Below are 19,052 nucleotides of genomic sequence, written 5' to 3'. Positions count from 1 at the left end.
TTGGCGCGCGCGACCGCCTTGGCGGATGGCTCAATATCGAGGCATGCGCCAAATGCGTTCGCGCGCAAACCCCACAGGCATAATTGGCCCGAAACAAACGTAGGAGCGAGCGCAGCTCGCGATGCGCCGCGCGGGCGGCGCTCGATCTCAAGTTCACACGACCGGTATCGCTTACAGCCCAGCCCGACGCACATGCTTGACCAACACTTTCTCCAGCAACTCCCACATCGCCGGGTCGGTGCTGAACGCCACGTTGAAGCGCATCCAGCCGGTGGCTTTGGCATCGACCATGAACAACTGCCCAGGCCCGAGCATGATGCCTTTCTCCAGCGCGTCGTCCAGCAATGCCGCGCTGTCCGGTAGCGCCGGATGGCGGGTCCAGATGTACATGCCTTCGTCGGACTCAATGAACAGTTCAAAGCCCAATCGATGCAGATGCCGGCCAACTTCCTGATGCGCCTCCGCCAGGCGCTGGCGCAGACGCTTGAGGTGCTTGCGCCAGCGGCCGTCGATGACCGCGGCATAGACCACACGCTCCATCACCTGCGATGTGGTCAGGCCCGAACGCATTTTCAGCTGCAGCAGCTTCTGCATCAGCTCGGGGTTGGCCAGCATGTAGCCGACGCGCACATTGGGCGAAATGCTCTTCGAGTAGCTGCCTACGTACACCACCTGCTGCAGGTGGTCGAGGCTGGCCAGGCAGGGCTGCGGCTCGGCGACCATGTCGGCGTACAGGTTGTTCTCGACCAGGCGGAAGCCGTGCTGGCTGGCCAGCTGCAACAGCCGGTGCAGCTGCGGCAGCGGGGTGCGCGAGCAGGTCGGGCTGTGCAAATGCGGCTGGGTGAAGAACGCCGTCGGGCGGTGATGGGCGAGCAACTGCTCCAACTGGTTCAGGTCGTAGCCCGCCGGGGTACGCGGGACGCCGACCAGCGTCGCGCCCTGGGTACGCAAGATGCTCATCAGGTTCGGGTAGCCCGGGTCGTCCACCAGTACCACGTCCCCCGGCCGGACCAGCGTGCGTGCGGCCAGGTCCAGCGCCTGGCTGGCGCCGTGGGTCAGCATCAGCTGCGCCGGGTTGGCCACTATCGACAATTCCTGCTGCAGGTTCTGCGCGGTCAGTGCACGCAGCTCCGGCAGGCCCATGGGGTCGCCATACCCCGACAGTTCCAGCGGGCTGCCGGCCACCTGGCGCAGGCCACGGCGCAGGCCCTCTTCGTACATCCAGTCGTTGGGCAGCCAGCCACATCCGGGTTTGTAGGGCAACTGACGGATCTCGAAGATCTGTTGCAGGTACCACTCGGAGTTGAACGTTGGTCGACTGGTGTCGGCCTCGGCGTTGTGCTGCTCCAGCAGCTCGGCTGCCGCGCGGTTGACGAAAAAACCTGCATTGCCCCGGCTCACCAGCAAGCCCTGGGCCACCAGGCGATCGTATGCCTCGACCACGGTGAAGGTACTCACCGAGTAGCTCGCGGCAAAGGCGCGAATCGAGGGCACCTTGGCGCCAGGCTTGAGGGTCTGGTTATCGATCAGCTCGCGCAGCGCGTCGATGATCTGGTTCACCAACGGGGTCGAGGAGTCTGGATGTAGTTCGAACATTCGGGGCCTTCAGGGTGCGTATCGCCAGGCAATTGCAGGGTGTACTGCATAGGCGACCTGTACAGTGCAGTGCGAGTTTGATGCCACTGTGCATGGCTCTCTGCGTCGGACATTTTTACATTAGGTGTCAGATATCGCCACCAATAGCATGTTCAGTTCGCGCCAGGCGCCAGCCCTGGGGCGCGTCAGCAGGCCGCCATGGAAGGCCTGCGTGTGTTCGCGCACACCATCCTGCCCGCATTAGCACTGATGTACAGGTGAAACCGCCAGCCATCGGGGTTTCACGGTTTTCCTTGGATAAAAAGAAGCACGGGGTACACAACTGATGGACGCAACATCCACTACCACCACCGCGAAAAGCGGGCACGAGAGCAAGCTCAGTGCCTCGCTGAAGTCGCGCCACCTGACGATGATGTCGATCGCCGGGGTTATTGGCGGCGCCTTGTTCGTCGGTTCCGGCAGCGTGATCCACAGCGCCGGCCCAGCCGCTGTCCTGGCCTATCTGGCAGGCGGCATCCTGGTGGTGCTGATCATGCGCATGCTGGGTGAAATGGCGACTTCCTCGCCTGATACCGGCTCGTTCTCCACTTACGCAGACCGCGCCATCGGCCGCTGGGCCGGCTTCACCATTGGCTGGCTGTACTGGTGGTACTGGGTCATTCTGATGGCCTGGGAAGCTTACGTAGCCGGCAAGATCCTGCATGGGTTCTTCCCGGATGTGAGCGTCAACGTGTTCGTGCTGGCCACGACCCTGTTGCTGATCACCGTCAACTTCTTCAACGTCAAGCACTACGGTGAGTTCGAGTTCTGGTTCGCCCTGATCAAGGTGATCGCGATCGTCTGCTTCCTGATCGTGTGTACCGCTGCGGTAACCAATGTCTGGCAATTCGGTGAAGTGCGTGGCATCAGCCACCTCACCGCCGAAGGGTTCATGCCCAACGGCATTACCACGGTCATCGGCGCCTTGCTGGGGGTGATGTTCGCCTTCCTCGGCGCAGAAATCGTCACCATTGCCGCTTCCGAAGCCAAAGACCCGGCCGCTCAGATCGTCAAGGCGACCAACTCGGTGGTGTGGCGGGTGTGCCTGTTCTACGTCGGTTCGATCTTCCTGATCGTCTGCCTGGTACCGTGGAACGACCCGCACCTGGGGGTTTCCGGCTATGGCGCCTACCGCCGTACCCTGGAGCTGCTGGGCGTGCCGTACGCCGAACTGCTGATGAACTTCGTGGTACTGACCTCGGTCAGCAGCTGCCTGATCTCTGGCCATTACACCGCTTCGCGCATGCTGTTCTCGCTGGCCCAGCGGGGCGATGCACCGTCGTTCTTCAAGATCACCCGCGCCGGCACCGGTGTACCGGTGTACGCGATCATGGGTTCGTGCGCCGTGGCCGTGGTCTGCGCGCTGATCAACTTCAGCGAGACCCTGCGCCCGAAAGACGTGCTGGAAACCCTGATGAACACCACTGGCATGATTGCCCTGCTGGTGTACCTGGTGATCGCTTTCTCTCAGCTGCGCATGCGCCGCAAGCTGATCGCCGAGGGCAACGAAGTGCGCCTGAAGATGTGGCTGTTCCCTTGGCTGACCTACCTGGTCATCGCCTTCATCGTGGCGGCACTGGTCACCATGGCCTTCATGCCTGACTACCAGATCCTGGTGATCTCCACCGGTGTGGCGGCGGCCATCGTGGTGGCCATGGGTGTGGTGCACCAGATCCGCTCTGGCAGCAAGCAGCACTAAGCGTCACTCGCGCTTGGAAACGGCCGGCTCCCGTGGGGACCCGGCCGTTTCGCGTTGTTGGGCCTGGGTTTTTTCGGCGGGCATGTGAAAGCCCTGGTTCATCCACGGTGAGCCGAGCAGGGCGGCGGCCGCGATCAGGGCCAGGATGGCAACGGCGATATAGGTTTTCAGATGGGTGCGCATACAGCAGATGACCCTGCACCCAGCCAGACAGTTCATTGCGCGTGCCGCAACGAACGCGCCGGCCGCCACATGGCGTATGCTCCACCTATCACCCGCCTGGAGGAGCTGCACATGGCCTGGTCCGCCACCCAGTATTCGCTGTTCGAAGACGAACGTACCCGCGCCGTGCGCGACCTGCTGGCCGCCGTGCCGTCACGCCCGGTACGCCACGCCACCGACCTGGGTTGCGGCCCTGGCAACTCCACCGAGGTACTGCTGCAACGTTACCCCGATGCCCAGGTAATGGCGCTGGACAGCGACCCGGACATGATTGCCAAGGCCCGGGAACGCAAGCGCTTGTGCATCCCCCGGGTGCGCACGGTGGTTGCCGACATCAGCGGCTGGTCGGCCCCGGAGCCGCAGGACCTGATCCTTGCCAATGCCTCGCTGCAGTGGGTGCCCGAGCATGCCAAGCTGTACCCGCACCTGGTGCGCCAGTTGAGCGAAGGCGCCAGCCTGGCGGTGCAGACCCCGGACAACCTCGATGAGCCGGCCCACCGGCAATTGCGCGAGATTGCCAGCCAGGGGCCGTGGGCCGCGAAGTTCGCCGACCTGCAACTGCCACCCCGGCACGGGGCGGCCTTTTACTACGACTTGCTCAGCCCGCTGTGCGCGCGGGTCGATGTGTGGCGCACCACCTATCACCACCCGCTGGTGGGCGGCGCCGAGGCGGTGGTGGAGTGGTTCAAAGGCTCGGCTTTGCGCCCTTACCTGGCCAGGCTCGATGAGCGGGCGCAGGGTGATTTCCTGCAGATGTACCTGCAGGCCATGCAGCGCGACTATCCGCCGGCCACCGATGGCAAGGTGCTGTTGCCGTTCCCGAGGCTGTTCGTGATCGCTACCCGCTAGGGGCAGTTCAGTGCCAGGCGGCTGCCAGGGCGGCAGGCAAGCGGATCGAGGCTGATGAGATTTCTTGTCGAACCCATGCGCGAGGGCGTATAAACTGCACCCACTTTTGGCCGGTCGCTTCCTGAACCGGCCGCTGAAACAAAGAGAGTCGACATGGGCGCACAGTGGAAAGCCAAGCATAGAGAAACAGCTGCCAATGCCAAGGGCAAGATCATGGGCAAGCTGGCCAAGGAAATTCAGATTGCGGCCAAATCTGGCGCCGACCCGGACATGAACCCGCGCCTGCGTCTGGCCATCGTCCAGGCCAAGAAAGCCTCGATGACCCGTGAAACCCTGGAACGCGCCATCAAGAAAGGCGCTGGCCTGGACGGCGAGGCCGTGCAGTACCATGCCGTCAGCTACGAAGGGTTTGCCCCGCACCAGGTGCCGCTGATCGTCGAGTGCCTCACCGATAACGTCAACCGCACCGTTGCGCAGATCCGCGTGCTGTTCCGCAAGGGCCAGCTGGGCGCCAGCGGTTCGGTGACCTGGGACTTCAACCATGTCGGCCTGATCGAAGCCACCCCCGAAGGCGATGCCGACCCGGAAATGGCCGCGATCGAAGCCGGCGCCCAGGACTTCGAAGAAGGTGAAGAAGAGGGCTCGACCCTGTTCATTACCGACACTACCGACCTGGACGCGGTGCAGAAGGCCCTGCCCGAGCATGGCTTCACCGTGACCTCGGCGAAAATCGGCTATACCCCGAAAAACCCGGTGAGCGCGGCCAGCCTGAGCGCCGAAGCGCTGGCTGAGGTTGAAGCGTTCCTCGAAGCGATCGACGAGAACGATGATGTGCAGAATGTTTATGTTGGTCTGACCGACTGATCTGTGCAATGGGGGCCGCTTTGCGGCCCATCGCGTCGCAAGGCCGCTTCTGTAGGCGCGGCCTTGTGTCGCGAAACGAGGGCGAAGCCCTCGCAGCGGTCCGGAGCCGAACCCGATGAACCCCACCTTCGCCTCCCTCAGCCTCGCCCACCTGCGCACCCTCGACCACCTGCTGCAGCTGAAGAACCTCAGCCACGCTGCCGAGCGCCTCGGCGTCAGCCAGCCGGCCCTCAGCCGCCAGCTGGCCCTGCTGCGCGAAGCGTTCGGCGACCCCTTGCTGGTCCGCCAAGGCCGTGGCTACGTGCTCAGCGAACACGCCGAAACCCTGGTCGAGCCCCTGCGGCAAGTGCTTGAAGAGCTGCAGGCCCTGCGTCAGCCTGCAGTCTTCGACCCGGCCCGCTGCGAGCGGCGCTTCTGCCTGGCTGCCTCGGACTACGTGGCCGAACACATGCTGCCGTTGCTGGTGGCTGCGCTGGAACAGGAAGCGCCGGGGGTTTCCCTGGAATACCGCACCTGGCAGGCCGGCCAGTACGCCTTGCTGGCCAGCGGCGAGATCGACCTGGCGACCACGCTGTTCGACGAGTCGCCACCCAACCTGCACGGGCGCCTGCTGGGTGAGGACCGCGCGGTGTGCCTGATGCGCCGCGACCATCCGCTGACGGCGCAAGCCACCCTCAGCCAGGCGGACTACCTGGCGCACAAGCACGTGCGGATTTCCGGTGGCGGCGACAAGGACAGCTTCATCGACCGCCACCTGCGCGCCCAGGGCCTGCAGCGGCGGGTCAGCCTGGAGGTGCCGTTCTTCTGTGCCACGGTCAAGGTGGTTGCCGGCAGCCAGGCCGTGGCCACCGTCCCCGAGCACATCGCCCGGCAACTGAGCCGCCTGCATGGCCTGGCTTGGCGGCCGCTGGGCTTTATCGACCATAGCCAGCGCTACTGGGTGGTGTGGCACCAGCGTTTGCAGGCCTCGGCCGAGCACCGTTGGTTACGCAACCGGGTATTCGAGTTGTGGCGCCAGTCGCAGTTCGGCGTGCAGGGTGGGCATGCGCGTTTGCCATAGCAACTATGCGTGACATGGGGTTATTCGTCTGGGCATAGGCGCCTAGACTGGGGGCATTGTGTTGCCTGTGCTGGCCCTGTCCAAGCCAGCGTCCTGCTCTGTGGGCGCTGGCTTGCCTGCGATAGGGCCATAACAGGCTACGGATGACCCAAAGGAGAGCCCGCGTGACCCCCGAGCAATTCCGCCAATACGGCCACCAGCTGATCGACCTGATCGCCGACTACCGCCAGACCGTGGGCGAGCGCCCGGTCATGGCCCAGGTCGAACCCGGTTACCTCAAGGCCGCCTTGCCAGGGCAAGCCCCCCAGCAAGGTGAACCCTTCGAGGCCATTCTCGACGACGTGAACGCACTGCTCATGCCTGGCCTGTCCCACTGGCAGCACCCTGACTTCTATGGCTACTTCCCCTCCAATGGCACCTTGTCCTCGGTACTGGGTGACTTCCTCAGTACCGGCCTGGGTGTGCTGGGCCTGTCATGGCAGTCCAGCCCGGCCCTGAGCGAACTGGAAGAAACCACCCTCGACTGGCTGCGCCGGTTGCTGGGTTTGTCCGGCCAATGGAGCGGGGTCATCCAGGACACCGCCTCGACCAGCACCCTGGTGGCGTTGATCAGCGCGCGCGAACGCGCCACCGGTTACGCTTTGGTGCGGGGTGGCCTGCAGGCCGAAGCCAGGCCATTGATCGTGTATGTCAGTGCCCACGCCCACAGCTCGGTGGACAAGGCCGCGCTGCTGGCCGGCTTCGGGCGTGACAACATTCGCCTGATCCCCACCGACGAACACTACGCGCTGCGCCCGCAGGCCTTGCAGGCGGCCATCGAGCAGGACCTGGCTGCCGGCAACCAGCCCTGCGCCGTCGTGGCCACCACCGGCACCACCACCACCACAGCCGTGGACCCGCTGCGCCCGATCGGCGAAGTTGCCCAGGCCCATGGCCTGTGGCTGCACGTCGACTCGGCCATGGCCGGTTCGGCGATGATCCTGCCGGAATGCCGCTGGATGTGGGACGGCATCGAGCTGGCCGACTCGGTGGTGGTCAATGCGCACAAGTGGCTGGGCGTGGCGTTCGATTGCTCGATCTATTACGTGCGCGACCCGCAGCACCTGATCCGAGTGATGAGCACCAACCCCAGCTACCTGCAGTCGGCAGTGGATGGGGAGGTGAAGAACCTGCGCGACTGGGGGATCCCGCTGGGGCGCCGGTTCCGTGCGTTGAAACTGTGGTTCATGTTGCGCAGCGAGGGCCTGGAAGCGTTGCAGGCGCGGCTGCGACGCGACCTGGACAATGCCCGCTGGCTGGCAGGGCAGGTCAGCGCTGCGCAAGGTTGGGAGCTGTTGGCGCCCGTGCAGTTGCAGACCTTGTGCATTCGTCATCGGCCGCAGGGGCTGGAGGGCGAGGCGTTGGACACGTACACCCAGGCTTGGGCGCAGCGGCTCAACGCCAGCGGTGATGCCTACGTGACCCCGGCGACGCTGGATGGCCGCTGGATGGTACGGGTGTCGATCGGCGCCTTGCCGACCGAGCGGGGCGATGTGGAGCGGCTGTGGGCGCGCTTGCAGGGCGTGGTTCAGGGCTGAAATGGCTGGGGCCGCTTTGCGGCCCCGCGCCTGTCAGTGGCTTACCGCCTGGACGCTGCCTTTGCGGCTGGCTTCATAGGCTTCCTTTTCCATCGGCTTGGCCTGCGGGTTACCCAGGTCTTCCATCGCCAGGCGATGGGTTTCCGGGGCAATGTAGGCCGCCAGGGCACACACGCAAGTGATGAAGAACGCCAGCCCACCGATCACCAGCGGGATGTTGTCCGAGCCGGGTGGCGCAACCAGGGCGAACAGCGCCGGCAACATGGCGGTCAGCATGGTACCGATGTTCTGCGCAATGGCCATGGCCGAAACGCGGTAGCGGGTTTGGAACAACTCAGGGTAGAAGCTTGGGAATACCGCGTTGTAACCCTGGTAGACCATGCCCCACATGACGATCGAGGTGATGAATGCCAGTGGCACGTTCTGAATGCTGATCGCATACAGGTAGACGAACGCCAGCAGGCCCGAGCCCAGGCAGCCCGCAATCATGGTCGGGCGGCGGCCGATCTTGTCCGACAGGTTGCCGACGAACGGAATCACCAGTACCGCGACGATGTTGCCGACCACGGGGATCCACAGGTAGACGCTCTTGTCGAAGCCGATGCCATAGGCCGGCTGCACCGCGTAGGCCGCACCGAAGATGGTGGCGACTACCGGAATCACGTTCATCAGGGCCATGAACATCACCAGCACCATGTGCTTCCAGCTGTGGCGGAACGCTTCGCTGATCGGCGACTTGGCTACTTTGTCCTGTTTCTCTTCCTTCACGAATGCCGGGGTTTCATGCACTTCCTTGCGGATGATGAAACCGGCGATCAGCACGATGGCGCTCATCAGGAAGGGAATGCGCCAGCCCCAGTCATTGAAGGCCTCGCTGGGCATGAAGTACGCCAGTGGCAGGAAGACCGCTGCTGCCATGACCTGGCCCGCCTGTACACCCTGCAGGGTGAAGCTGGCATAGTAGCCCCTTCGGCCGAAGGGCGCGTGCTCCATGATCATCGAACTGGCGCCGGAGATTTCCCCGGCCACGGCGAAGCCCTGGATCAGGCGCAGCACCACCAGCAAGGCCGGTGCCAGGAAGCCGATGTCGTGGTAGGTGGGCAGCAGGCCCACGGCCATGGTCGACAGGCCCATCAGGAACATGCACAGCAGCAACACGTTCTTGCGGCCACGGGTATCACCCCAGTGGCCCAGCACGAAGGCGCCCACCGGGCGGGCCAGGTAACCCACGCCATAGGTGGCCAGCGACGCGATGATGGCCATTTTCGGGTCGGTATTGGGGAAGAAGATCTGCGGGAAAATCAGTGCAGCGGCCTGGGCATAGATGAAAAAGTCGTAGTACTCGAGTGCCGAGCCTATCCATCCACTGGCGGTCGCTTTTTTTGCTTGCGAGCTGGAGTGAGCCATCGTTGTCTCCGTTGTTATTGTTGTTTGCGCAGGTTCCGCCAGGGGTGTTTGCCAAGGCAGGAGGCAGCGGTCGGTGTGCCTGCGTCTGTGGATCATGTTGACCACGGGCCAGTTGACTGGCAATTCGCTAAAACGGGTTTTGTGCGATAATCGAACGCAAAACTAACCATTCCGTACAAAGAGATTGAAGCAGCGACTCTACCTGCGAATAATCGATCGTGCCATAAACTGTGACAGGTCTTTCTGCCTGTCTGGCACTGTATACCTTCCAAACAACAAGGAACTCCCGCCATGCAGCGTTCGATCGCTACCGTGTCCTTGAGCGGCACCCTGCCGGAAAAGCTCGAAGCCATCGCCGCCGCCGGTTTCGACGGCGTCGAGATCTTCGAAAATGACCTGCTCTACTATGCCGGCAGCCCCCGCCAGGTGCGGCAGATGTGCGCCGACCTGGGTATTGCCATTACCTTGTTCCAGCCGTTTCGTGATTTCGAAGGCTGCCGCCGCGACCGCCTGCAGAAAAACCTGGACCGCGCCGAGCGCAAGTTCGACCTGATGCAGGAGCTGGGTACTGACCTGGTGCTGGTGTGCAGCAACGTCCAGGCCGATGCCCTGGGCGATGAACAGGTGCTGGTCGACGACCTGCGGCTGCTTGCCGAACATGCTGGCAAGCGTGGCCTACGTATCGGTTACGAAGCGCTGGCCTGGGGCCGCCACGTCAACACCTACCAGCAGGTCTGGAACCTGGTGCGCCAGGCCGACCACCCGGCCCTCGGGGTGATCCTCGACAGTTTCCATACCTTGTCGCTGAAGGGCGACCCGCGCGCGATCCGCGACATCCCTGGCGACAAGATTTTCTTCGTACAGATGGCTGACGCACCGATCCTGGCGATGGACGTGCTGGAGTGGAGCCGCCACTTCCGCTGCTTCCCGGGGCAAGGCGAAATGGACATGGCCGGCTTCCTCGCGCCGATCCTGGCCACCGGCTACCGTGGCCCGCTGTCGCTGGAAATCTTCAATGACGGCTTCCGTGCAGCGCCTACCCGGCAGAACGCCGCCGACGGCCTGCGCTCGTTGTTGTACCTGGAAGAGCAAACCCGGCTGCGCCTGGAACAGGAAAATACCCCGATCGAGCCTGGCGTACTGTTCACCCCGCCCGCGGCCAGTCGTTATGACGGCGTCGAGTTCCTGGAATTTGCGGTCGATGAGGCCGTTGGCGCGCGCCTGGGCAGCTGGCTGAAGCGGCTGGGCTTTGCCGAAGCGGGCAAGCACCGCAGCAAGGAAGTGCAGCTGCTGCGCCAAGGCGATATCAACATCGTACTGAACGCAGAGCCTTACTCCTTTGGCCACAACTTCTTCGAAGCCCATGGCCCGTCATTGTGCGCCACCGCGCTGCGGGTCAAGGACCAGCAGGCTGCGCTCAAGCGTGCCACTGCCTACCGTGGCCAGCCGTTCCGCGGCCTGGTCGGCCCCAACGAGTGCGAGGTGCCGGCGGTACGCGCACCCGATGGCAGCCTGTTGTACCTGGTAGAGCAGGGCACCGCCGGGCATACGCTGTATGACACCGACTTCAGCCTGGACCCGAGCGTGAGCGCCACCGGTGGCCTGCGCCGCATCGACCACATGGCCCTGGCGCTGCCAGCCGAGTCGCTGGACAGCTGGGTGTTGTTCTACAAGAGCCTGTTCGATTTCGCCGCCGACGACGAGGTGGTGCTGCCCGACCCGTACGGCCTGGTCAAGAGCCGCGCCCTGCGCAGCCAGTGCGGCACCTTGCGCCTGCCGCTGAACATTTCGGAAAACCGCAACACCGCCATTGCCCATGCGCTGTCCAGCTACCGCGGTTCCGGGGTGCACCATATTGCCTTCGATTGCGACGACATCTTCAGCGAAGTGGCGCGCGCCAAGCTGGCCGGTGTGCCGTTGCTGGAAATTCCGCTGAACTACTATGACGACCTGGCGGCGCGCTTCGATTTCGACGACGAGTTCCTCAGCGAGTTGGCTTACTACAACGTGCTCTATGACCGCGACGCCCAGGGTGGCGAGCTGTTCCATGTGTACACCGAGCCCTTCGAAGAGCGCTTTTTCTTCGAGATCATCCAGCGCAAGGGGGGTTATAGCGGCTACGGTGCGGCTAACGTCGCGGTGCGCCTGGCGGCCATGGCCAAAGCCCGGAGCGGCGCGGTGCGCAAGCCAGTGCTCTGACCACGCGGTGCCCTGGAGCCTGGGCGTCAGTCACCTCGCGGCGGCGCTCGATGGCGCCGCTGCGTACTGTGTCAATCCAGGCCTGGGCATTGTGCTGCCAGCTGTCGAGCAAAGCGTCTTCAGGGTCGCGCCTGTTCATCTGTGTTCAGCCTGCCGCGGCGCGTTGCCGTTTGACCCGGTACATGTGGCCGTCTGCATGGCGCAGCAGCATGTCGGCATCGGTGCCGTCTTCGGGGAAGCGCGCGATGCCAATGCTGCAGGAAGGCGCCTGGAGCCCGGCCAACTCGCCATCCAGCGGTTCGGCCATGACGGCCAGGATATGCTGCACCTGTGTGGCCACGACCTCGGCTGACGGGCAATCGGGCAACAGCACGGTGAACTCGTCACCGCCCATCCGCGCCACCGTCGCGCTGCCCGCTACGCAGCTATCCAGGCGCCGGGCCAGTGTGCACAGTACCCGGTCGCCCACGCTGTGGCCGTGGTTATCGTTGATCTGCTTGAAATCGTTGATATCGATAAACAGCAATGCCAATGGGCGGTCATGCCGCCGAGCGCTGGCCAGGGCGGCGTCGAGCCGTTGGTTGAACATGGCCCGGTTGGCCAGTCGGGTCAGCGAGTCGTGATGCGCCAGAAAGCGCAGTTCGGCTTCGGCCTGGTGCTGGGCGGTAATGTCCCGCGCCACGCCGATGCGAGCCTGGGCCTCATCTGACCAGCAGGCCGCCCAGAGTATATGCACCACGCCACCGTCCTTGCGGATGTAGCGGTTGTGAAAGTCATAATGCGGTTGGCCATTCATGACCCGCAGGATCGAAGCGCGAGTGGTTGCCAGGTCTTCGGGGTGCATGTAGTCGGTAATTGCGGTACCGACCAGCTCGCATGCCCGGTAGCCCAACAGCGCTTCGCAGGCATCGCTGACAAAGATGATCTGGTTGTCCCGGTCGACCACGAAGACCGTGTCGAGCATCAGGTGGATCAGCCTGGGGTACAACGCGTGCAGGTCTACGGGCATGGTTCACGGCGTCCTCGGCGGGATGCCCGATCATAGCTGAAACAGCGCCGGATGTGACCGGGGGGCAAGCCTTTACAGGGCAGTTTGGCCGTGCCTGAGCGCTAGCCAGGCGTGGGCAGCCACAGCAGCCGTGCAGGCGCGTTATACTCCGCGCTTTTGCCCGTGCCGGAATTCGCCCATGCGCCAGGTGTTGTTAATCGTCGATGTCCAGTCCACCTTCAGCCCGCCCGAGTGGCTGGTCGATGGGCTGCGTCGGTTGTCAGCCAATATTCCTACCGTAGCCTCGGTCGAACTGCACGACGAGCGGGTCACGCCGTTTGCGCGCCAGCTTGGCTGGCACCCGGCGGCAGAGGACGAAAGCCTGGTGGAGGCTGACCAGGTGTTCGTCAAGCATGGTTACGGGCAAAGCGCCGAAGCGATCGCGTACATTCGGCAAATGGGCGTGGAGCGCGTGCTGGTGTGTGGCCTGCAAACCGAAACCTGTGTGCTGGCCGCCGGGTTTGCCCTGTTCGATGCCGGGCTGATGCCCACCCTGGTCACCGACATGACGGTCGGCTCCTCGCTGGACCGTTCCGGCAAGCTTGGCATCGAGCTATGGCAGCACCACTTCCGCCAGGTCACCACGTCGGCTGAAGTCCTGGCTGAACTGGCGGGCTAGGTCACGCGCTGCACCCCGTCATCATCCCCGTGCGCTTTTCTGCCAGCGCGCCAGCGGCTGAGCAGCCAGCGCGTGCTGGTATTCCACGCGACACTCACGGCCACGCCCCCGGCGATGGCCAAGGCAACCTCGAACAGCAGGTATGTGGCGATACGGTCCGCCACCGACTGGAACTGGAAGTGCGTCAGGTAGATGAACAGGGTGGCCGAAGCAATCACCGCACCCGCACGTGCCAGCCAGGCCGGTACGGGGACTGCGCGCAGCCAGATCAGCGCCAGCATCGCCGGCAAGGCAATATCGACATAGTGGGTGACGGCCTGCCAGCCAATACCGGCCACCGCTATCAGGTCCAGTTCTGCGACCACCAGCACCGCTACCGCGCTGGCCACCGCTTTGCGGGCGGGGGTATCGGCATGGTGCACGGCCATGCCCAGCACCATCACCGCCAGGAAGTGTTGCGGCACCCGGTGCAGCAGGCCACTGGCGTCGAACACCCAGCGGTCGAGTAACACATCCACCGCTACCAGCGTACAGGCAGCCAGGATCAGCCAGCGGAACGGAGCGGCGTTGACGGCCTGGCGTACCCGCTTGCTTGACAGCACCAGGCCAATGATCACGATCATCTGCACCAGCACTTCGATATACCAGTAGTTGAACAGGCCAACCTCGCCGGTCGCAAACCAGTTGGACACCAACAGCAGCGATTGCCAGTGCACCCGGTCGAACACCAGTTGCAGCAGCGCGGTATACAGCACGGTCGGCACCACGATGGCGGCCAGGGACGGCAGCAGTGTGCGTGCATCCCCCCGGGTTTCAATGGCCTTGAGCTGGAAACGCGCCAGGCTGATGCCAGAGACCAGGAACAGTACCGACGTTTCGCCCACGATCGGCCAAGGGGTCATGCCGCTGAGGTGGCCGACCACGATCAGGATGATGGCGAGCATACGCACGAACACCGGCATTTCCATGACCCGCCACCCGCCTTCATGCGGTGCGCTGAGCTCGGCCAGCCGGTTGACCGGCAGGCTTTCCCAACGGTCTGGCAGGTGGCCGATCAACCGCTCGAGCACTCTCGAGGCCTGTACGAATGAAAGCGAGTCACCGCCCAGCTCGACAAAGCTCAAGCGTGGGTCCAGGCGCGGCACCCGCAGTATTCGTGCCCACTCGCTGCACAGCTTCTCGGCCAGCGCTGACGAGGGTTGGCTGGTCGGCTCTTGAACCGGGGCGGGCAGGGCGCGTTTGTCGACCTTGCCGTTCGGGGTGAGCGGTATGGCCTGCACGAAGATGAACAGTGCCGGCACCATGTAGTCCGGCAATTGGCGGGCGATAGCCAGGCGCAGGTCGTCGGCGCTGCCGGGCTGATGCAACACGCAGTAGGCAATCAGGCGGGGCAATGGGTGGTCATGGTTGGCCAGTACTACGCACTGCCGGACGGCAGGCAGGCGGCTGATGGTGTTTTCTATCTCCGCCAGTTCCACGCGGTGCCCCCGCACTTTCACCTGGCCGTCAGCCCGGCCGAGGAAACAGGCACTGCCATCGGCCAGGTAAGTGCCCAGGTCGCCAGTGCGGTAGCAGCGGTCGCTGGCCAGCCCGGTGAACGGGTTGGTGATGAACCTGGCTTCGGTCAGCGCCGGGTCGCCCCAATAGCCAAGGGACAGATAGGGGCTGCGGATCAGGATTTCGCCGGTTTCACCTTCGCCCACCAGTTGCCCGGCCGCGTTCACGACCAGCAGTTGCGCATCGGCGATGCCTTTGCCCAGGGGCACCCGGGCCTGTTCCGCGGTCGGGTCGAGCGTGTGGTACGCCATGGCTTGCGGGGTTTCGGTGGTGCCATAGAAATTTACGTTGACGGCATTCGGCGCCACGGCACGCATTTGCTGGTACAGCGCCGGGCTGAGTGCATCGCCGCCCCAGAACAGGTAACGCAGTTGCCTGAACAGCTGGCCCTGCAGCTGCGCGCCGGTCTCGATCAGCTTGCCCAGCGGTGGGGTGAGGTGAATGACGCTGACGCGGTGCAACGCAATCCAGCTGGCCAGCTGTGCAGGGTCGGTAAGGCTGGCCTGGGCCGGGCAGGCAATGCTGGCGCCCAGCGACAGTGGCGTGAATACATCGCGGTAAACCGGGTCGTGGCCGAGGCCGGACAGTAGCGAGAACGTGTCGGCCTGGGTCAGCCCGTGCTGGTGCACATGCCAGTCGATGAAGTGCACCAGCGGCGCGTGATGGGTAACGATCGCCTTGGGCTCGCCGGTGCTGCCCGAGGTGAAGGTGATGTAGGCCGGTTGCCCTGCGCTGACCGCGGGCAGTTGCGCCGTTGGCCGGTCAAAGGCATGCAGTGCCTCGACCGGGTCCTGGGGCACAGTTACCACACAGGCGTCTGCTGCTTCGACGTGTGCCTGGCCACAGCGCAGGACTACCCGAGGTGCCAAGCTGCTGGCGAGCTGTTGCAGGCGGACGGCAGGGTAGGCCGCATCGGCCACGCTGAACGCCCGCCCGGCGCGCAGGCAGCCAAGCATGGCGTAGACCAGTGCCGCGCCCCGCTCGGCAACAATCAGCACACGGTCGTCGCTATTGACGGTTTTTTCCAGCAAATACGCAGCGATACCTTGGCTGATCTGCGCCAGCTGGGCGTATGTGCAAAGCCTGTGCGCGGTGATGATTGCAGGGGCTTCGGGGCAACGCTCAGCCTGTTGCAGGAAGGCTTGGTGAATAGGCTGCTCGGCACGGTACTGCAGGCACAGCGTCGGGTTCGGGCGCAGGTCCGGCATGATGGGTTGGGGCTCCGCATGAACGTTTTGCCTGGCTGGTAGCACAACGCTAGTGCAGGCTGGCCCATGGCGCCAATGGGTGCGAACAACAGGCGATGTTCAGCGTTCGCGCATGAAGAACCCGGCAACGAACTTGCGGAAGGTTTCCGGGCTCTTGAAATCGGCGTAGCGCTTGAAGTTCTCCGCGTCCGGCTCGGGGCCCAGCGGTTGCTCCAGTAGCGATATCGACAATACCCGGTCCTGATCCGAGGTCATCACCAACTCGTCTGCCAGCGCGCCGCCGATCACCGGCCGGCGCATCTGCACTTTCACACCCTTGCTGGCCATCCAGTCGACCAGCGACACCAACGCCTTGAGCGGCTCGCGCTCCTCGTCGCGGTACACGGGGAACAGGTGGGCGCGGGACAGCACGGGTACGCTGGCCACATGGATCAGCTCGTAGTAATGGCTGCCGGCACTGGTCGGCGAGTACAGCATCAGTGCCAGCAGCGGTCCGCTGGTGCGGCTGCCGCCCCAGTACAAGTGATGCCCCTGGAAATCGAACCCGTCTTCGTTGCGGTTGTTGAACAGCTTGCGCCCCTTGATCTGATCGACGCAGTCAAGCAACAGGCCGTGCCGGCGGTGGTTGCCGAACACCTTGGCTTCGCGCAACCGCGCCTTGAGCATCATCATGTGCTTCATGTCCAGGCGGGTTTCCAGGTAGTTGCTGGCCGGCACCCGCTCCAGCAGCGGGTAACGGCTCGCCACGCTGCGCAGTTCGGCAAACTGCCCGGTCAGGTCCTTCTTCAGGTGCGTGGCATACAGGTTCAGGCCGCTGGTCTCGATCCAGGTCAGCAACAGCGCCAGCAGGCGCTGCTGTGCGCGTCGCTCGCTGCCTTCGCCACCGTCGCCAGCGCCGCCGGCACGGAAATCACCAATCAGCCGCAGGGGCGTGTCGGGTGGCAGCCAGGCGGCGGGTGGCGCGGGGTCGTTTTCGCGCTCGGCGGCTTCGCGCTCGTCTTTGCTGAAGGGGCAACCGGCCGCATGCTCGGCGGTCCCCGGGTTGTTCTTCAGGAACAGCGTGCCGGTGTTGCCATTGAGCGTGACATTGAGCACCGGCAAGGCATCGTTGCGGCAATCGCAGGCCAGCCACTGGTTGGCATTGCGCACCTTCATCAGCAGCTGGTTGGCCTGCAGCAGGCGCGGGCCGCCCAGGGTGCCGGTGGCAAAGCCGACCAGCAGCTCTTCTTCGGCGGGGGTCAGGCTGCGCACCTGGGTCGCGGTTTTGTCGATGATTCGCATGAAGCAGCTCCAAGCTACGAGCCTCAAGCTTCAAGCAAAGCGCTGCCGCTTTCAACTGGCCGCTCGGTTACCGTCGAGTCGATGCTCCTGGGCAATGGGCACCGGTGCGGTGCCCTGTTGCCGCGAATCGGTCATGCAGGCGCAAAAGCGAGCGGTCAGAAGATGTAGTCCGTGGTCAGGAAACTGGACTGGCGATTGCGAATGATGTCGCTGATCAGTTCCTTGTTGGCGTCCTGGAAGCGTGTGGCGACCAAGGTACGGATCGAGAATACCCGCAAGGCATCATCCACCGACAACGTGCCTTCGGCGCTGTTCTTGCGGCCGTTGAACGGGTAGGTGTCAGGGCCACGCTGGCATTGCGCGTTGATGTTGATGCGCCCGACCTGGTTGGCGAATATATCGACCAGGCTGCCGATGGTCTGCGGGTCGTTGCCGAACAGGCTCAGTTGCTGGCCGTAGTCAGAGTCCAGCACATAGTCGATCACCGTTTGCAGGTCGCGGTAGGGCACCACCGGTACCAGCGGGCCGAACTGTTCTTCGTGGTACACCCGCATGCTGTGGTTGACCGGGTACAACAGCGCCGGGAAGAAGAACGAGCCGCGGCTGTGGCCGCCGCCTTCGTTGAGTACCTGGGCGCCCTTGGCCCTGGCATCGGCGACCAGGCCATCGAGGTAGTCGACCTTGCCGGGTTCGGGCAGAGGTGTCAGGGCCACCCCAGGTTCCCACGGCATGCCGGGCTTGAGCGCGGCCAGCTTGCGCTGGAACTTGTCGAGGAAGGCCTCGACCACGTCCTCGTGCACAAACAGGATCTTCAGTGCCGTGCAGCGCTGGCCGTTGAAGGACAGCGCACCGGTCACCGCTTCTTCGACCGCGTTGTCGAGGTCGACCTGCGGCAGCACGATGCCCGGGTTCTTGGCATCCAGGCCCAGGGCCGCGCGCAGGCGGTGCGGGCGTGGGTGCAGTTTTTTCAGGTCGCTGGCAGCCTTGTGCGTGCCGATGAAGGCGAACACGTCGACCTTGCCACTGGCCATCAGGGCGCTGACCGTTTCGCGGCCGCGCCCGTAGATGACGTTGATCACCCCAGGCGGGAAGCTGTCGCGGAACGCTTCGAGCAGCGGGCGGATCAGCAGCACGCCGAACTTGGCCGGTTTGAACACCACGGTGTTACCCATGATCAGCGCCGGGATCAGCGTGGTGAAGGTTTCGTTCAGCGGGTAGTTGTAGGGGCCCATGCACAGCGCCACGCCAAGCGGGGCCCGGCGAATCTGGCCCAGCGTGCCTTGTTCCAGTTCGAAGCGGCTGGAGCGGCGGTCGAGGTCTTTGAGGGCGTTGATGGTATCGACGATGTAGTCGCAGGTACGGTCGAATTCCTTTTCCGAGTCCTTGAGGTTCTTGCCGATCTCCCACATCAGCAACTTGACCACCGCCTGGCGCTGTTCGCGCATACGGGCGAGGAAGGTCTCCACGTGCTGGATACGCTCGGCCACCCGCATGTTCGGCCAGGCGCCACGGCCCTTGTCGTAGGCCTGCACGGCGGCATCGAGGGCGGTGAGGGCGGTATCGGCATCGAGCAAGGGTGCGCTGCCCAGTATGACCTGCTGTTCCTCGTCACCCTGCTTGAGCCACACGGGGCTGCGCACCGTGGCCAGCGGGCCTTCCCAGCGTCGCAGTTGCCCGTTGACCAGGTATTCGCGTTGTTCCAGTGGGCCCCCCAGGCGCCAGGTTTCCGGGATGCTATCAGCGGTGGGGAAGAGTGAATCGAGCAGACGGTCCATGGTTACTGCACCTCACGTTACAGGGCGGATTTCAAGCCAGGTGAATCGCTTC

The 19,052-nt window shown here is 64.1% G+C and carries 14 protein-coding genes and 1 pseudogene; 7 read left to right on the top strand and 8 right to left on the bottom strand.

The genetic code is table 11. From position 1 onward, the window contains the following. Positions 1 to 171: 171 nt before the first annotated feature. A complete protein-coding gene (locus tag GYA94_RS09035) occupies positions 172 to 1,596 on the bottom strand; it encodes an aminotransferase-like domain-containing protein (protein ID WP_054912274.1) in 1,425 nt (474 codons plus the stop codon). 325 nt (positions 1,597 to 1,921) lie between these two features. Here GYA94_RS09035 and GYA94_RS09030 point away from each other — a divergent pair, with 325 nt between their 5' ends. Beyond that, positions 1,922 to 3,334, top strand: coding sequence for an amino acid permease (locus tag GYA94_RS09030; protein WP_161892162.1), 1,413 nt, complete (start codon positions 1,922 to 1,924; stop codon positions 3,332 to 3,334). A 3-nt stretch (positions 3,335 to 3,337) separates the two neighbouring features. Here the strand turns inward: GYA94_RS09030 and GYA94_RS09025 are convergent, their stop codons facing one another. Next, entirely contained in the window at positions 3,338 to 3,517 is a 180-nt protein-coding gene (locus GYA94_RS09025; protein WP_110677261.1) for a hypothetical protein, read from the bottom strand. Between the two features lie 111 nt (positions 3,518 to 3,628). Between GYA94_RS09025 and tam the strand changes: the two genes are divergently transcribed. The 4 genes from tam (at position 3,629) to GYA94_RS09005 (ending at position 7,906) form a co-directional block, all read left to right on the top strand. After that, complete coding sequence (gene tam, locus GYA94_RS09020) at positions 3,629 to 4,405, top strand: trans-aconitate 2-methyltransferase (RefSeq protein ID WP_110677259.1); 777 nt, start codon at positions 3,629 to 3,631, stop codon at positions 4,403 to 4,405. 153 nt (positions 4,406 to 4,558) lie between these two features. After that, the gene (locus GYA94_RS09015; RefSeq protein WP_009685578.1) at positions 4,559 to 5,269 is read left to right on the top strand and encodes a YebC/PmpR family DNA-binding transcriptional regulator; all 711 of its coding nucleotides are present in this window, start codon (positions 4,559 to 4,561) and stop codon (positions 5,267 to 5,269) included. Positions 5,270 to 5,384: 115 nt separating this feature from the next. Beyond that, positions 5,385 to 6,329, top strand: a complete 945-nt coding sequence (locus tag GYA94_RS09010) for a LysR family transcriptional regulator (protein ID WP_054903811.1) — start codon at positions 5,385 to 5,387, stop codon at positions 6,327 to 6,329. A gap of 164 nt (positions 6,330 to 6,493) precedes the next feature. After that, a complete protein-coding gene (locus tag GYA94_RS09005) occupies positions 6,494 to 7,906 on the top strand; it encodes a DOPA decarboxylase (protein ID WP_161892161.1) in 1,413 nt (470 codons plus the stop codon). 33 nt (positions 7,907 to 7,939) lie between these two features. Here the strand turns inward: GYA94_RS09005 and GYA94_RS09000 are convergent, their stop codons facing one another. After that, positions 7,940 to 9,313 carry an MFS transporter gene (locus tag GYA94_RS09000; protein ID WP_054881118.1) on the bottom strand — a complete coding sequence of 458 codons (1,374 nt, stop codon included), beginning with the start codon at positions 9,311 to 9,313 and terminating at the stop codon, positions 7,940 to 7,942. A 291-nt stretch (positions 9,314 to 9,604) separates the two neighbouring features. On the opposite strand from GYA94_RS09000, the gene quiC reads away from it, so the two are divergent. Then, positions 9,605 to 11,512 carry a 3-dehydroshikimate dehydratase QuiC gene (gene quiC, locus GYA94_RS08995; protein WP_054912277.1) on the top strand — a complete coding sequence of 636 codons (1,908 nt, stop codon included), beginning with the start codon at positions 9,605 to 9,607 and terminating at the stop codon, positions 11,510 to 11,512. 25 nt (positions 11,513 to 11,537) lie between these two features. Here the strand turns inward: quiC and GYA94_RS28155 are convergent. After that, a pseudogene (locus tag GYA94_RS28155) lies at positions 11,538 to 11,651 on the bottom strand (class I SAM-dependent methyltransferase); the annotation flags it as partial. A gap of 6 nt (positions 11,652 to 11,657) precedes the next feature. Continuing rightward, positions 11,658 to 12,521 carry a sensor domain-containing diguanylate cyclase gene (locus GYA94_RS08990; RefSeq protein ID WP_161892160.1) on the bottom strand — a complete coding sequence of 288 codons (864 nt, stop codon included), beginning with the start codon at positions 12,519 to 12,521 and terminating at the stop codon, positions 11,658 to 11,660. 178 nt (positions 12,522 to 12,699) lie between these two features. Between GYA94_RS08990 and GYA94_RS08985 the strand changes: the two genes are divergently transcribed. Then, positions 12,700 to 13,179, top strand: a complete 480-nt coding sequence (locus tag GYA94_RS08985; protein ID WP_009685570.1) for an isochorismatase family protein — start codon at positions 12,700 to 12,702, stop codon at positions 13,177 to 13,179. Here GYA94_RS08985 and GYA94_RS08980 read toward each other — a convergent pair. The 3 genes from GYA94_RS08980 to GYA94_RS08970 all read right to left on the bottom strand — a co-directional run bounded on the left by GYA94_RS08980 (position 13,176) and on the right by GYA94_RS08970 (position 19,000). Then, positions 13,176 to 15,944, bottom strand: a complete 2,769-nt coding sequence (locus tag GYA94_RS08980) for an amino acid adenylation domain-containing protein (RefSeq protein ID WP_161892159.1) — start codon at positions 15,942 to 15,944, stop codon at positions 13,176 to 13,178. The two genes, GYA94_RS08985 and GYA94_RS08980, sit on opposite strands and share 4 nt — an antisense overlap. A 99-nt stretch (positions 15,945 to 16,043) precedes the next feature. Continuing rightward, entirely contained in the window at positions 16,044 to 17,225 is a 1,182-nt protein-coding gene (locus GYA94_RS08975; RefSeq protein ID WP_161892158.1) for a DUF8534 domain-containing protein, read from the bottom strand. A gap of 155 nt (positions 17,226 to 17,380) precedes the next feature. Next, positions 17,381 to 19,000, bottom strand: coding sequence for an NADP-dependent glyceraldehyde-3-phosphate dehydrogenase (locus GYA94_RS08970; RefSeq protein WP_029887123.1), 1,620 nt, complete (start codon positions 18,998 to 19,000; stop codon positions 17,381 to 17,383). Positions 19,001 to 19,052 lie beyond the last annotated feature (52 nt).

The organism is Pseudomonas juntendi, assembly GCF_009932375.1.
Lineage (GTDB): Bacteria > Pseudomonadota > Gammaproteobacteria > Pseudomonadales > Pseudomonadaceae > Aquipseudomonas > Aquipseudomonas juntendi.
Note: the sequence above shows the minus strand (reverse complement) of the source record. Positions and strands in the feature narration are given on the sequence as shown.